Origin of the sequence: Streptomyces lunalinharesii (genome assembly GCF_039532155.1) — a bacterium.
Taxonomy (GTDB): domain Bacteria; phylum Actinomycetota; class Actinomycetes; order Streptomycetales; family Streptomycetaceae; genus Streptomyces; species Streptomyces lunalinharesii.
The window spans coordinates 1-14,605 of record NZ_BAAARK010000043.1 but is presented as its reverse complement, the minus strand read 5'-3'; the positions used below and the strand labels follow the sequence as shown (position 1 = coordinate 14,605).

Below are 14,605 nucleotides of genomic sequence, written 5' to 3'. Positions count from 1 at the left end.
CCTAGCTGCCTGCAGGGGGACGCGGCTGTGAAAGCCGGTCCAACGACGTCTGCGAGATGGGAGGCGCTCTCCTTCGGTATGGACGAAGGGTGGACGACTCAGGGAAGCACACCGGATTTCGGCCCACCCCCGCCGAACCCGGCCCGGCCGATGGTCGGGGCGAGGAGCGTCCTGCGTCAGGCTGGCTTGCGCCACACGGAGATGTGCTTCGCGGAGTCCTGAGTGAACGGCGCCCCGTCCCAGTCCGCGACGCGGCGATCCAGCTCCAGCCCAGCGATCCGGGCCATCAGGTCGAGTTCCGCCGGCCAGGCGTACCGGTGCCGGGAGTTTCCGCGGCGGTAGCGGCCGTCGTCGCCATCGCGGGTGAAGTGGTGCGAGACGAGAATCTGCTCGACCAGGTCGAAGGTGTCGAAGCCGAGATGCCGGTCGGAGACGTCGAACGGCACCGCGACCTGGCCGGGCGGCAGGTACCGCAGCGGCGGCACGCCGAGCTCGATGACGAATCGGCCGCCGGGTGCCAGGTGACGTGCGGCGTTGCGGAAGCACTCGACCTGCTCGTCCTGCGAGAGCAGGTTCGTGATGGTGTTGTAGACGAGATAGACCAGGGTGAACTCGCCGGGGACGACAGTGGTGGCCATGTCCCCGATGGCTACCGGGAGCGTGTCCTCGTCGATCTTGCGCCGCAGGACCGCTGCCATGTGCTCGGACAGTTCGATGCCCGCTACCGGCACGCCGCGTTCCCGGAGCGGGACGCCCACTCGTCCGGTTCCGATGGCGAACTCCAGCGCCCGGCCGTCTCCGGCAAGCTCGGCGAGGAAGGTGAGAGTCGGTTCGAGAACGGTGGCCGAGGACATCTCGGCCTCCTCGGCGTCGTAGCGGTCGGCGGTCGCACGGGTCCACAGCTCACTGCTCGTCACGGGCGGCCACTCTGCCGGGCGCGGAGGGGTGCTGTCGACGCATTTACCTTCCACTGGCTCCGATTACAGGTTCGGGGCGGGCCGGTACAGACCTTTCAGGGCACTGTCCGGCTTGGGGCGCAAGAGTTCACAGCAGTGGTGCGGTCGTTCCCTCGGCGCAGCGTGCACTGCCCACGGCTTGTCGTCGACTTCCCGTGGCTTCGCCCGACCCACTCCCAGCACCCCGGTTCATCAGTCCCGGAGCGATCCAACCACCTTGAAGATCATTTCGATAGGAGTTCTTAGCCCTTCCTGTGGTAGCTCGCTCACGCGCGGCAGGACGGATCCTGTCGGCTGCTACCCTGCCGCCAGTCGAGGATCCATCCCATGTCTTCTAGTCCTGAGCCCGCGGCTGAAACATCAGCCACTACGCCATACTGAGCTCGCTCCGACCGGCTCATGCTATGCCCGGACCAACAGCAGGCCGTCGATCACGCCGCACGTCAACAATGACCACAGCCCCCTTGCGGCCTCGCCTCGATCAGCCCCGGAGCGACGCATCCCCATGCCTCCTGAACTCGTACTCCACCCTCACCAGAAGGACGCCGTCACTGCGGCCCCCGCACCCTCAGTCAGCAGCCCCGCGCGAGCGTGATCGCTGCATGCGGCACCGGCAAAACCCTCATCGCCGCTCGCACCACCGCCCGCATCGCCCCGCGCGGCCGCGTCCTGGTACTCCTGCCGACGCTGGACCTGCTCTCCCAAGCCATCCGCTCCTGGCGTGCTGCCGGACGCAAAGGCACCACCATTGCCGTGTGCTCCGCGCGGCAGGCCCTCGACCACGATCCGCTCGGCGCAGACGTCCCCTCATCACCGACCCCGCCGAACTGACTGCCCTGACTACCCCTTCCAGCCCCGGCCCGGTCACCGCGTACGCCGCCTACGCCTCTCTCCCCGTGGTGATCGCCGCCCACCGCGACCACCACATGCCTCCCTGGGACATGGTGGTCATCGACGAGGCCCACCGCACCGCAGGCCGCCTCGGCAAAGCATGGGCCGCCGTCCACCACGACGACCAGGTCCCAGCCGCCCGCCGCCTGTATCTGACCGCCACCCCGCGCATCTGGGACGCAGACGCCGATCAGGACGGGGACACCGAGGCGGTGGCCTCCAAGCGAGAGTGGAACCAGATCTGGGAGACACGCCCCAACTTCCTCCCCACTACTCCCTCAAGGCCCAGGCGACATCCAGGTCACGGCCCTGGACACGAACGTCGGCCTACCTCAGGCCCTCAAACGCTGCTTGCTGACCGGAAGCCGGAGCACCACGCCGGCAGTACTCGCACCTGCCCGACCCGCTCGGTGGCCGTGAACAATCCGGTGCCCTGTGGGTCACCGATGCCCCCTGCGTCTTCTCCTGTGCCGAGCGACCGCAGACGGTCTGCTGCCCTGTGTCGAGCGGGAGTGGCCGAGCAGCGGTGCTTTTGTCTAAAACCGACTCGGGGCATGACCGGGCAGACGGTTGGCAACACGCGAAAGGCCTGCTGTGCGTCACTACGCACAGCAGGCCTTCCGGGCTGAATGCACCGCCGGTGCGATCGCGCACGCCATCCTCGACGGGGAGGCAAACGGATCGATGCGGCATCGCACCTCATCCCATCGATTCGCATATTAGAACTGGGTGAAGTTCCGGAAACCGTTGGAATGGGGCTATGGTATGCCTGATATCGGGCTGTGAGTTGTTCGAAACCCTGAGCGCTATATCAACGGCGAGGGGCGCTGCGATTGTTCTTCTGATACTCCATGAATTTCAACGTTCCCACTGCGAGCGCGAGGGATGCGCAGCCGATGGCGAGCAGTGAAATCCTCACCCCGATGCCGCTATTAGTGATGGCGCCGACGAACCCGGCGACCGTGCCACAGCAGCCGAGAAACAGTGATCGCCAGCCTAGAAACAACTTCCCGAGCTCGGTAGTCAAACGACTCGCGGAGCGCCCGCTTTTCTGCGAGTCTTGCCGGTTTCCGTTGTACGTCATGGCTGCACCATCATGTGATAGGGGTTTTCGGGCGAAGGAATCCTGGAAGGATCAGGCTAGAGATAGCGTACCGGACCTCCTTCAGGTATGAGGTAGTCGGCGATCGTAGCGGCAAAGGCCACGGGCCAGCCGAAGAGCCTTGCACCACCTCGGCCGATGACACCCACTAGCGAGCCCATCTCACCTGCAGCACCACTGGCGTACCCAGCGGCTTGTCCTGTAACGAACGGACCGACGAAGCCTTTGAAGGCTTCCGTCCCTTCGTCGCGCCGGCCGATTGCAATCAGTGCGACACTGTCAAAGGCGCCGCGAAGACTGAAGAATCCGACCACGTTGCGCACACCATCCGGCACCCCAGCATTGCTGTGCATCTCGAATACGACGTCCTCGTTCTTTGCGTCGTCCTGGGGGCGGTAGTTTTTCTCGGCGTTCTTCTGGGCTTCTTCCCGGGCCGCCTTCACTTCCGCCGCCTGTTCCTGACGCCGTTTCTCCGCGACCACGGCGTAGGCGTCGCGTGCGGCCTGACCGGCCGCGACAGCGTCCTTTCCGGCATCCAGCGCGGCCTGTCGGGCCCGCCGAGCGGATCCGGCTGCATTGTTTGCCGAGATACTGGCCTGAGAAGCAGAGTTCGTAGCCATGTGAGCTGAATAGTTCGCTGCTCGGCTGGCCTTACGCGCAGTGGCAGCAGCGGACTTCGCACGGCTGGTGGAGACCGCCGCGTCGGCAGCGGACTTGTCGGCCGCCTGCGAACTCTCACGTGCCCGCGTGGCGTGGTCACTCGCCTCTCGGGCGGAAGCCTGCGCTTGCTTGGCGTAGCCGGCGGCCTCGTCGGCCTTTCCGCGGGCGTGAGCGGCTGTCTCTGCGGCCGTGTTGGCATCTTCGTGAGCCGTGGCTGCGGCCTTGGCAGCGATACTGATCTGCGCGCGGACGGCGGCGACGTGAGCAGTGGTGTCCTGATCGGCCTGGGCGGCCTTGTACTGGAGGCGCGTCACGAAGATGCCCGGCATCCAGCGAGCACCAGCCATGGCGATGTGGGCTGCCGCCTTGACGTTCGGGCCGCCCTTCTCCATGATCCGCAGGGTTTCGACCCGGTCGTCCTCGGCTTGGACCTTCGGGTATTCGTTGAGCAGGAAGGTGCTCAACGCCTTGGCTGATCCGTCGTCCATGGCTGTATTGCCCGCCGCGGTCACGGCCTTGCCCGCATGCTCCATCACCCGCAGGGCCTGGATGCGGTACTCGTCGCGCTGCCCCTCCAAGACGCCTTCCTTCAAGAAGGTTTCAACCGCCTGAGCGCCCTTGGACAAGGCAGCTTCGGCAGCGGCAGCCGTCTTCACCGTGCCGATGCGCGCGAGGTGGAGAACGGTCTCACGATCATCCTCCTGCTGTGCTACGAGGCGGTCGGTCCTGAGCCAGGCAAGCATGTCGGCATCGGTGCCGGAAAGTGCTTGGCCCGCCGCCTCGCGGGTCCAGGTGCCTTCACTGCCGAGGAGATTGACCGCGGCCTTGCGGGCCAGTGCGGCCGTCGCCGTCGGATCTGCCGTGCCCTTGCCTTCGGCTTCCGCGAGGTGCTTCTTGGCCTCGTCGTCCATGCGGGCGGCCTGCGTCCGCTCGTACTTGTGAGTGGCTCTGGCTTCCTCGTCGATGGACTTGACCAGCTCGGCGTCCGCGGTCGCCTTAGCCTTCTCCTGCTCGAGGCGGTACTGCTCGGCTTCGCGGGCGATCTTCTCGACCTGCTGAGCCTGATGGGTTGCAGACGACGCCTGTTCAGCGGCTGCGATGGCTGCGGCAGCATGAGCGGTGGCCTTCTTCGCCTCCGCGTCGGCCTCACCAGCGTGCTGGGCGGCTTCCTCTGCAGCCTTGGCCGCCGCATCGGCGTGATTGGCCGAATTGTTGGCCGCCTGCCGAGCTTCACGGGCCGCTGCCGCGGATGCGTTGGCCAGCTTCTGAGCCCGACTCGAGGCATTAGTGGACTGGTTCGCTGCGGAACGGGCCTGAGCCGCAGCCCGTCGAGCTCGTGCCGCCTCGCTGGAGGCAACCCCGGACTGTGCGCTTGCTGTTGCTGCAGCCTCTGCCGCGGCAGCCGCGTTCTGTCCGGCGCGGGCAGCGGAGGACGCCGAGTTCCCGGCGGCGGCGCTCGCATCGGCGGCATGGGAGGCGGCCTCGGCGGCGGTACGGGCCTCAGTGGCTGCGTTGCGGGCTTTCTGCGCTGCCTGCCGGGCACCCGCAGCCTGGTTGCGGTCCTTGATGGCAGCATTCGCAGACTTGTACGCCTTGACGGCTGCCTGGCCAGCCACATTAGCAGCATATGCCGCATTTGCGGCAGCTTGCGCGGCAGTACGCGACGCAGCTACGGCAGTGTTGGAGGCTTGGATTGCCGTGCGGGCAGCGGCTGCCGCTCCTTCGGCGGCGCGGGCGGCCCGCAGGGCGGCAGGTCCGGCCTTGTTCGCCTCACCCTCCGCCGCCTTGGCCTCCTTCGCGGCTTCTTGCGCCTCCTTCATGGCCGCTTCCGAGGCGGTATCAGCGCGGTCTGCCGCTTCCTTGGCCGCTTCGGTCTCGGCCTTGGCCCGCTTGCCCGCCGCGGTGGCGGCCTGCGCGAGCTGGGTGACCGTCATCAGCTCCTGGTCGCGAGCACGCGCCAAGTGCTGCCCGCTCTCGAGGAACTTGACCCTGTCCTCCGGCGTGCCGTCCATCGCCCGTTCGCCGGCCTGCTGCACCGCTTGACCGCCCGAGTTCATCAGGCCCAACACCCGGACCCGATTGTCTTCATCCTCGGCCTTGGGCCAGCCCTTTTCGAAGAACTCGTCCAGGGCCTTGGCGGAGCCGTTGTCCAGGGCCTTCTGCCCCTCTCGGTACACCGCCTTTCCGCCCTCGTTCATCGTGCGCAGCACGGCCACGCGCCGGTCGTCCTGCAAGGGCTTGTCGACCCCGGACTTCACGAAGTCGAGCACGTCCTGATCGCTTCCGGACAGAGCCTCCTGCCCGGCTTCACTCACCCCCTTGCCGGCGGTGGGGAGCATTTTGAGGATCGCGATACGCGCGTCGTCGACGGTCGCCTTGTGCAGCCCCGTCTTGAGGAACGCCTGAAGGTCCGCATCCGTGCCGGTCAGGGCGTCGGCTGCTGCGCGCCGTACTCCCACATCGCCGGTCATCCAGGCATCAACGGCCTGGGCCCGGGCATTGGCCGGTAGTGCGCTCGGTGCGGAAGGTACTGCCTCCGCGACGGTGGTACCGAAGACGACCCCGGAGATAGTCAGGGCGGTGAGGGTGGTGCTTCTCTTTGCTGCGCGGCGCGGTCGCTCACGCTTCGAACCTGTCCGATTCATGTCAAGTATTCGCTGCCGAATTTCGTCGTCAAGTGTCTTGCTTCTCAGTGCGCTTGATGCGAAACCCGATGGTTCCACATGTTCAATGAGCATTAAAGGAGCGGTAAAGCAGGACTAAAGTCCTGATCGCGTTGGGAAATCCAAGATCATGGACGGAAATTTTTCGTGCCACGTAAGCAAGTTGGCTACGGGACTTTAGTCCCACGGTGATGCGCAGATGAGTTTCCGAAGCTCTTGAATGTGCATCTCGTCACTCCAGCAAAATTGTCCAGAGCGACGATCCGGTGATACCTGTTTTCTTCTGACCCGTTCGCCAGGACGAGGATCCCAGCCCCTCTGCGGACTGACCCCGTGCCCCCTTTCCCATCCCCTCGGGCTGGAGGGTCGATGGGTTGCCCTTCAGTGAAAGAGCTATTGATGAAGATGCCTAGGCGCCTGCTGACCTTCACGTTGGCGGGTGGAGCCCTGCTGCTGACCGGAGCGGCCTCCGCCGCCGTCCCCCAGACGACAGCATCCCCCACGGCCCAGGCCGACGACCAGATGCCTTCCGCGGTCGAGAACTTCTCCTACCCCAATGCGGCACAGATCCTCGCGGAAAAGAACCTCAAGCTGAAGCGTGGAGACGGCCACATCACATTGGCCGAGTGCGGCAGCTCTCCCGACCTGCTGAAATTCATCGGCCGTAATCGAGACGACTTCTGCTTCCGTGTCACAGGCAGCAAGGGCTACCTCAGCCTCGAAGTGCCCGCGGTTACCGGAGTGCAGACCAAGGGGCACACCGCACATGTCGAGATGACTGTCGACGACACCACCAAGTCCTACGACATCGGCAAGAACAAGTGGCAAGGCATCGGTGAATCCACCGACCCGACAGGACGCGACCACGTACTCGTCGAGATCGTCACTGGCAAGTAGAGCCCCATCCGCCAACTGCCCAGCGCACCAGACTGCCAGAGGCACGCTCGCGGCACCCACACGAACATCGATCAAGGACTACACATGCCTGGAAAGCGTTCACGCGCCGCGTGGACCTCAGGTCTGCTTGCCACCACCATGGCGAGCGGGCTCGCCATAGCCGCTCCCGCGACGGCCCTGCAAGGCGCCAACACCGCGGACGACACCTACACGTTCACCGCGAAGATCAATGTAGCGGAGAACTACGCTTGCTCAGGGGTGCTGGTGGATCCGCAATGGGTCCTCACCACAAAGAGTTGCTTTGCCGACAGCGGCCAGTCGGTCAATGCCGGCAAGCCCGCTCTCAAGACCACTGTCACGGTGGGCCGCACCGACCTGAACCAGTCCGGCGGCAAGGTGACGGACGCGGTCGAACTCGTGCCGCACGCCGACCGCGACGTGGTGATGGTTAAGCTCGCCCACCGCGCCCTGGGTACCACCCCGGCCAAGCTGGCCACCAACGGCCCCTCCGCGGGCGAACAGTTGACAGTGACCGGCTTCGGCCGCACCAAGACCGAGTGGGTGCCCGACAAGCTGCACTCCGCCCCCTTCACCGTCGCCTCCGCAGCAGGTGGCGACGTCAACCTCAACGGCTCCGACCAGGCCGTTATCTGCCAGGGTGACGCCGGCGGACCCGCCCTCCGCATGAACGACGGCACTCCGGAACTCGTCGCGATCAACAGCCGTTCCCAGCAGGGCGGCTGCCTGGGCACGGACCCGAAGGAAACCCGCACAGGCGCCGTCGACGTGCGTGTCGACGACCTCGCGGGCTGGATCCGCCAGACCGCCTTCCGCGTCCAGGACGACGTCACCGGCGACGGCATCGCCGACCTCGCCGCCGTCTGGAACGACGGCACCCTGCATCTTTACCCAGGCGACGCCGAGAAGGGCCTGAGCGGCAAGAACATCGCGCAGGCCGGCGGCACCAGCTGGAAGACCATGAAGCAGCTCGCCAAGGGCGACTTCACCAACGATGGCATCGCCGACCTCATGGGAATCTGGGACGACGGCTCCCTCCACCTCTACAAGGGCGACGGCAAGGGCAAGTTCGGCTCGGACATCACCATCACCGAGGGCGGCAAGACCTGGGGCACGACGAAGCAGCTGACCGCCGGCGACTACGACGGTGACGGCATCGCCGACCTCATGGCGGTCTGGACCGACGGCACCCTGCACCTCTACAAGGGCAAGGGCAACGGGCAGCTGGAACCGCAGGTCAAGATGAACACCGGCGGCAACACCTGGGGCACCGTCAAGCTGCTGCCCGGCGGTGACTTCAACGGTGACGGCATCGCCGACCTCATGGCGGTCTGGACCGACGGCACCCTGCACTACTACCCCGGCGACGGCACCGGCCAGGTCGGCACCCAGGTCCCGGTCCCGGTCGGCGGCAACACCTGGGGCACGGTCCGCCAACTGACCGCCGGCGACTACACCGGTGACGGCATCGCCGACCTCATGGCGATCTGGACCGACGGCACGCTCCACCTCTACAAGGGCGACGGCAAGGGCGGCATCAACGCCGGCACCGCCATCCCCTACGGCGGCAGCAGCTGGAAGACCATGCTGCAGTTCGCCTGATCCACCTGCCCTGACGGGTGAAACCCTCCGCCTGGGTCCGGCGGCCAAGCCGGGCCCAGGCGCATACGGGACACGCATGGGAGTGGCCTGACCAGCCATCTCTCATTCTTCGTCCCATCCACGGCTGCTGCCACAGCCCGCAGGACAGCTGTTTACCTGTCGGTTGACAGGAACGACGAACGACGGCGCGCAGGCTTCTCGCCGCCTGCGAGCCTCCTCGGATATCGAGCGCTTCTGACCAGAGCGCTTGGGGGTGCACCATGACCGAGCAGCGCTCGGGCAGCAGGCTTGCCGTACTCGACGGACTGCGGCTGCTTGCCGCACTGATGGTGGTCTTCTACCACTACGTCGCCCTGGCCCGACCGTGGGGCCACAGCACGGACACGATCTTCCCGACCGCCCACAAGCTAGCCCAGTACGGCTGGCTCGGGGTCGAGATCTTCTTCCTGATCAGCGGCTTCGTGATCTGCATGAGCGTGTGGGGCCGCACGGTGGGCGGGTTCGCCGTCTCCCGCCTCTCCCGGCTTTTCCCCGCCTACTGGGTCGGCATCCTGCTCACCGTCGTCGTCGTCAAGATGTGGCCGGAGGTCAGCTCCCTGCACGGCTGGGACACGGTGATCACCAACCTGACCATGCTGCAGGGCGGCAACAACACCCCCAACGTGGACCCGGTGTACTGGACGCTCTTCGTGGAGCTGAAGTTCTACCTGATCATGGTCGTGGTGGTGCTGTTCGGTGTCACCTACCGCAACTGCCTGATCCTGTGCGGTGTATGGACCGCGGCCGCCGCCCTCGCCCCGGTCCTCAAGACGCCCCTGCTCACCGCCTTCGCGATGCCGCAGTACGCACCGTTCTTCATCGCCGGCATCGCCTTCTACCTCATGCGGCGCTTTCGCCCCAACGCGGTCCTGTGGGCGATCGTGGTGCTGCAACTCCTCCTCGCCCAGCGCTATATCGACTACCGGCTGGCCACCAACCTCGGCAAGGCCGCCGTGGACGCCCTGCCCACCTGGCCCGCCCGCTTCATCATCACCGCCGCCTTCGCCCTTATCGCCGCCATTGCGCTCGGCGTCTTCGACCGCATCCAGTGGAAGTGGCTCACCACCGCGGGGGCGCTCACCTACCCGCTCTACGTCATCCACATGAACATCGGCATGACGCTCATCCACCACTACCGAAACCAGATCCCCGCCCCAGTCCTGGTAGCTACGGTGACCATACTCATGCTGATGGCCGCCTGGTTCATCCACCTTCTTGTCGAACGCCCCCTGGGAAAGTGGCTCCGCACCACGATGCGGCGCGGTATCGACGACGTCCGCCAACACGTCACACCACCCCGCATGCACGCCCGACGCTCCACACTGCAGACCGCCACCGAGCCCCCGCAGTCACCGACGGTATCGGCGTCATCTTGTCACCCGGCTTCGACTGCCACTGCGCCAACCGCCACATCGCATCCCACGCCACCAGCGAAACCGCCCAACCCGCGCAGGTCCTCACCCTGACCAACTGGGCCTGAGCTTGATTCTGTCGGGGATCTTGGATTTTCCCGGTGAGCTGGGGTGATCGGTGGGCATGCTCGGGGTGTTCCGAGAGCCCATGCAGTTGTCGAGGTGTCCGTTGTCGCTCCGTCCTCGTTCCGGTGAGCAAGTCCCGCCTCTGACGGCGCAGATCGCGAGGGCGAGCAACCCGGGCGGTACGGCGGCGATGTGGGTGAGAGACCGTCTGGACGGGCTGTGGTGTGACGAGGACTTCGCGGACTGGTATCCGCGTGACGGGCGTCCGGGCCTCTCGCCCGCCCAGCTGGCCACCGTCTGCGTGCTGCAGTTCGTGCTCGGCCTGTCGGACCGGCAGGCCGCCGAGGCGGTGCGCTGCCGGATCGACTTCAAGTACGCGATGGCCATGGAGCTGGACGATCCCGGCTTCCACCACAGTGTGCTGGCCGATTTCCGCGACCGTCTCACCGAGGGCGACCGCGCCGATCGCCTCCTCGACTTCGCGCTGACCCGCCTGAAGGAAGCCGGGCTGGTGCGCGAGCGCACCACGCAGCGCACCAACTCCATCCACGTCCTGGCCGCCGTGCGTGACCTGACCCGGCTGGAGCTGATCACCGAGGCGGTCCGTGCCGCGCTGGAGGAAGTCGCCGGCACTGCCGAGCTGGTCGACGAGGACTGGGGGCGCCGCTACGGCCGCCCGGTCCGCCTGGGCAAGAATCCCACCAAGCCCAAGACCAGGATCCCCGCCACCGGCCACGACGCCGTTCGGCTCCTGGAACACCTCCACCAGCATGGTGGAGACCGGGCGTTCGGCCCTCGTGTCCAGGCCCTGCGCCAGATCATGGTGCAGAACTACCACCGCGATGCCGCAGGCCACCTGCGCTGGCGCACCGCCGAGACGGAAGACGGTTCCGGCCTGCCGCCCTCCTCCCGGGCGATCGTCTCGCCCTACGACACCTCAGCCCGCTACGCACGGCACGGGCACATCATCAGCTGGAAGGGGTTCTCCGCCCATCTCACGGAGACGTGCGCTCCCGACGGCCCCAACGTGATCACCGACGTGGCCACCACCGCGGCCACCACCCACGACAGCAAGGTCCTGCCCGGCATCCACACTCGCCTGCACCGTCGCGGACTGTTGCCCGCCGAGCACCTGGTCGACGCCGGCTATACCTCCCTGCCCCACCTTGCGCAAGCCGCACGCAATCACCAGGTCACCGTCTCCGGGCCGCTCAAGGCCAACCCCACCCGGCAGCACCGCCGGAGTGAAGGCTTCGCCCGCGACGACTTCCACATCGACTACGACCGACAGCAGGTCACCTGCCCCCAGGGGCAGGTCAGCCAGGGCTGGCACGGCCCTTACCCGACCTCCTCGCCCACCGCGGCCCCGCTGATCGTGGCCCGGTTCACCAAGAGCCAATGTCAGCCATGCCCGGCCCGTGCTCAGTGCACCGCCTCCCGCGCAAGCCACCGCACCGTGGGCTTTCCCCCACGCGAACTACGCGACCTGCAACTCCGCATCCGTGCCGAGCAACAGACACTCGAGTGGAAGACCCGTACGCGGTCCGCTCCGGAGTCGAGGGAACGGTCAACGAGTTCGCCCACGGCCACGGCATGCGCTACTGCCGCTACCGAGGCCAGGAAAGGGTCCACCTCCAGCACGTCCTGACCGCCATCGCCATCAACATCGAGCGCCTCAGCGCTCTCCCACCGACCGAAGAAGTGCGCCCTCCTCGCCGACCGACCGCCTTCCAGACCTACCTTGATCAGCACGAGATCCCCCGGCCGAAGCCCTGGCGAACCCTGGGCACCTGACCTCGGCAACTCCAAGATCCCCGACAGAATCAAGCTCAGAGGACGTCAGGCGACCGGCGGTACCGCCCCTGACACATCGACCAGGAGGCGTTCGACCTTCGCGCCCCAGCGTGAGGCGATCACCAGCTCGCGTGCCGGGTCCACCCACAGCAGGTGGCTGCCCGCGTTTCCGCGGGCGCAGCGGCCAGTGTGCGGTGCCCGGGGCCATACGGGGCGGTCGTCGTTGAGCCACCAGGACAGGCCGTAGTTGGGCTTGACGGGGCAGGGCGTCCACAGTTCCTCGATCCAGCGGCGCGAGAGGACCCGGCGTCCGCCCCACGCTCCGCCGCGCAGGCAGAGATGGCCGATCCGGGCCAGGTCCAGGGCGCTGATCCACAGGCCGCCGCCCCAGTGCGCGCCGCCGGAAACCACCGGCACCCAGGCGCCATTGATGGTCACCGTCGAGTTCTGGTAACCGTGCCAGGACCAGTCGTCGGAGGCTCCGATCGCCGTCATGACGCGTGCGCGCAGCACGTCCGGAAGGGCACGGCCGGAGATGACCGTGAGCGCCAGTGCCGTGAGGTTGACGCGGACGTCGTTGTAGGCTCAGCCCTCGCCGGGCGGCCCGCTCGCCGACTCGGTGCCCTCACGCGTGCTCTGCACGTCCACCCATGTTGGCTTGCCCCACAACTCGCCCTCCCACTGGCTGGTCTGGTCGAGAAGGTGGCGCCAGGTGATCGCGCGCCCATGGGGGCCGCCGAACTGGGGCAGGTCCACCGACCGGGACACCGGTTCGTCCAGGTGCAACGTCCCGTCGTCGAACGCGATGCCGCCCACCAGTGACAGCACGCTCTTGGTGGCGCTGAACGCCATCTCCGCGCGCGTCGGATCGCCCCACGAGGCGATGACCGTGCCGCGTCGCACCACGACACCACTGGCCCCCTGCCCGTCCAGGAGCGGGCCCACGACCTCGCGGTGCGTGGCGTCCGACACCTGGGCGGCAAGGTACGACGCCATGTCCTCGACACCCGGCACCGGCCGCGCCGCCTGCGCACGGACCGCCCGCGCCAGCGCCGCTGCGTCCACTCCCTCCCAGGGATCGACGGGCCGATCGCTCGGCTCCAGGACCTCCCCGTCGTACCGCGACGTCACTGCTTCCAACTCCATGTCACCTCCGGTCTTGTCACCGTCGGGGCGAGGCTCCGGCCGACCGCCGCCCCGGCGATCCTCAGTCAGATCCCCAGTCATCCAAGTGCTTCCTGCAAGCTGCTCTTCCGGGGGAGCTGAGCGAGCCCGCCGCTGCCGAGCCTGATGCGGTCCTCGCTGATCATCACCCGGGCGGACAGTACATCGCGGATCTGGCGACTCAGGCTCCACTTGCTCGCCGACACCTCCCGGTAGGCGTCTACCCCGATGACCTGGAAGGAGTCCAGCACGCTCTCGTTCGCGCGCGCGGCTGCCGTCAGGCGCAGCGCGTTCGAGCGGCGCACCATGGCGTCGCTCGCGGTGCCTGCCAGCTCCTCATATCCCGCGGCGATCGAGCGGATCTGCTCCGCCAGTTCGTCGAGGGTATCCGACGCCCTGCCCAGCCGTATCGTCTTGGCCGTCAGGACGTCCGGTGCGGTCCTGCCCTGCTGCCGCCGGAAGGCGCGTCCTGGGCGGTGGCGAATGCGGACTCGGCGATGCCCAGCCAGCACGCGGCCCAGCCCAGGTTCGTCAGCGGCATGATGACCCGGGCCGAGACCTCGCCGAACGACTCCTCCAGGATCCGGTCACGGTGCGCGCGGGCCCGGACCCGGCCGCCGCCGCTGCACGTACCGCGCATGCCGAGCGCCTGCCAGTCGCGCCACCCCGATATGGCCAACTCGTCGCGGTGCACCAGCACCACGGCCGGCTCGGTGACGGAGTCGTCGGCCGAGCGCCGGGCCACGACCAGACCGGCGTCGGCCTGCTGGAGGTAGGAGGAGACCGAGACGTTCTTGTCGATAGTGAGGGCGCCGCTGCCGTCCGCGTCCTCGCGGCAGTGGGCCCGGCTCTCCCTGGGACTGGCGGATCACTTAGACCTAACCAGTACCGGACAACATCGACGCTTTGCTAGACATCGCCCTCCACTACAACCCGGTCCCACAGCCTTACGTTCCATAGCCTGCCGCCAGGCAGGGCAACACCCAGTCAGAAGCCAGCGATAGCAGCAGTTGAAGCTCCCCGACAGGGGGGCGGACGCAACTCAAATATCTGCGTAACGACACCCTTATGACATCACCGGCGCCGCCAGGCGCCAGCCCTTATCCACTACCACTCACGTTTCACAGCCCTGCCGCCAGGCAGGGGAACACCCAGTCAGAAACTAGCAGGCCGTCAGGCCTGCCAACTCCCAACAAAAACCAAACAAGTTGGCCCGCCAGGGCCAACCCCGCACTTAACAAACAGTCGTGCCGCCAGGCACGACGACCGTACCTCAACGGGCCGTCAGGCCCGTTGGTTTGGCCGTCAGGCCAAACTTAGAGCCTCCAGGCTCCCGCCCCC

Annotated in this window: 11 protein-coding genes and 1 pseudogene; 5 read left to right on the top strand and 7 right to left on the bottom strand. The window is 66.9% G+C overall.

The genetic code is table 11. The features are described from left to right. Window positions 1-176 precede the first annotated feature (176 nt). A complete protein-coding gene (locus tag ABD385_RS35645; RefSeq protein WP_344583721.1) occupies window positions 177-917 on the bottom strand; it encodes a class I SAM-dependent DNA methyltransferase in 741 nt (246 codons plus the stop codon). 630 nt (window positions 918-1,547) lie between these two features. Between ABD385_RS35645 and ABD385_RS35640 the strand changes: the two genes are divergently transcribed. Continuing rightward, the gene (locus ABD385_RS35640; protein ID WP_344583719.1) at window positions 1,548-1,787 is read left to right on the top strand and encodes a DEAD/DEAH box helicase family protein; all 240 of its coding nucleotides are present in this window, start codon (window positions 1,548-1,550) and stop codon (window positions 1,785-1,787) included. An 871-nt stretch (window positions 1,788-2,658) separates the two neighbouring features. On the opposite strand, the gene ABD385_RS35635 is transcribed toward ABD385_RS35640, so the two are convergent. Then, a complete protein-coding gene (locus tag ABD385_RS35635) occupies window positions 2,659-2,931 on the bottom strand; it encodes a hypothetical protein (RefSeq protein ID WP_344583717.1) in 273 nt (90 codons plus the stop codon). A 56-nt stretch (window positions 2,932-2,987) separates the two neighbouring features. Next, window positions 2,988-6,254 (bottom strand): hypothetical protein, encoded by a 3,267-nt coding sequence (locus ABD385_RS35630; protein WP_344583715.1) that lies wholly within the window; start codon window positions 6,252-6,254, stop codon window positions 2,988-2,990. A 417-nt stretch (window positions 6,255-6,671) separates the two neighbouring features. On the opposite strand from ABD385_RS35630, the gene ABD385_RS35625 reads away from it, so the two are divergent. From ABD385_RS35625 to ABD385_RS35610, 4 genes and pseudogenes are all read left to right on the top strand, one after another. After that, window positions 6,672-7,169, top strand: coding sequence for a hypothetical protein (locus ABD385_RS35625; protein WP_344583713.1), 498 nt, complete (start codon window positions 6,672-6,674; stop codon window positions 7,167-7,169). Between the two features lie 84 nt (window positions 7,170-7,253). Continuing rightward, a complete protein-coding gene (locus tag ABD385_RS35620) occupies window positions 7,254-8,789 on the top strand; it encodes an FG-GAP-like repeat-containing protein (protein ID WP_344583712.1) in 1,536 nt (511 codons plus the stop codon). 260 nt (window positions 8,790-9,049) lie between these two features. Then, complete coding sequence (locus ABD385_RS35615; protein WP_344583711.1) at window positions 9,050-10,294, top strand: acyltransferase family protein; 1,245 nt, start codon at window positions 9,050-9,052, stop codon at window positions 10,292-10,294. Between the two features lie 70 nt (window positions 10,295-10,364). Next, window positions 10,365-12,100: pseudogene (locus ABD385_RS35610) on the top strand (IS1182 family transposase). A gap of 45 nt (window positions 12,101-12,145) precedes the next feature. Here ABD385_RS35610 and ABD385_RS35600 read toward each other — a convergent pair. From ABD385_RS35600 to ABD385_RS35585, 4 genes are all read right to left on the bottom strand, one after another. Further along, window positions 12,146-12,613 (bottom strand): serine hydrolase domain-containing protein, encoded by a 468-nt coding sequence (locus ABD385_RS35600; RefSeq protein WP_344583708.1) that lies wholly within the window; start codon window positions 12,611-12,613, stop codon window positions 12,146-12,148. Window positions 12,614-12,685: 72 nt separating this feature from the next. Next, window positions 12,686-13,246, bottom strand: coding sequence for a serine hydrolase (locus tag ABD385_RS35595; protein ID WP_344583706.1), 561 nt, complete (start codon window positions 13,244-13,246; stop codon window positions 12,686-12,688). Between the two features lie 77 nt (window positions 13,247-13,323). Beyond that, complete coding sequence (locus ABD385_RS35590; RefSeq protein ID WP_344583705.1) at window positions 13,324-13,776, bottom strand: hypothetical protein; 453 nt, start codon at window positions 13,774-13,776, stop codon at window positions 13,324-13,326. After that, window positions 13,686-14,009, bottom strand: coding sequence for a hypothetical protein (locus tag ABD385_RS35585; RefSeq protein ID WP_344583703.1), 324 nt, complete (start codon window positions 14,007-14,009; stop codon window positions 13,686-13,688). The genes ABD385_RS35590 and ABD385_RS35585 overlap by 91 nt, the downstream gene beginning before the upstream one ends. Window positions 14,010-14,605 lie beyond the last annotated feature (596 nt).

Bases quoted from the DNA above. Each gene is read 5' to 3' on its own strand.
- ABD385_RS35635 (WP_344583717.1), bottom strand. From the start codon at position 2,931: ATGACGTACAACGGAAACCGGCAAGACTCGCAGAAAAGCGGGCGCTCC.
- ABD385_RS35630 (WP_344583715.1), bottom strand. From the start codon at position 6,254: ATGAATCGGACAGGTTCGAAGCGTGAGCGACCGCGCCGCGCAGCAAAG.
- ABD385_RS35625 (WP_344583713.1), top strand. From the start codon at position 6,672: ATGAAGATGCCTAGGCGCCTGCTGACCTTCACGTTGGCGGGTGGAGCC.
- ABD385_RS35620 (WP_344583712.1), top strand. From the start codon at position 7,254: ATGCCTGGAAAGCGTTCACGCGCCGCGTGGACCTCAGGTCTGCTTGCC.
- ABD385_RS35615 (WP_344583711.1), top strand. From the start codon at position 9,050: ATGACCGAGCAGCGCTCGGGCAGCAGGCTTGCCGTACTCGACGGACTG.
- ABD385_RS35595 (WP_344583706.1), bottom strand. From the start codon at position 13,246: ATGGAGTTGGAAGCAGTGACGTCGCGGTACGACGGGGAGGTCCTGGAG.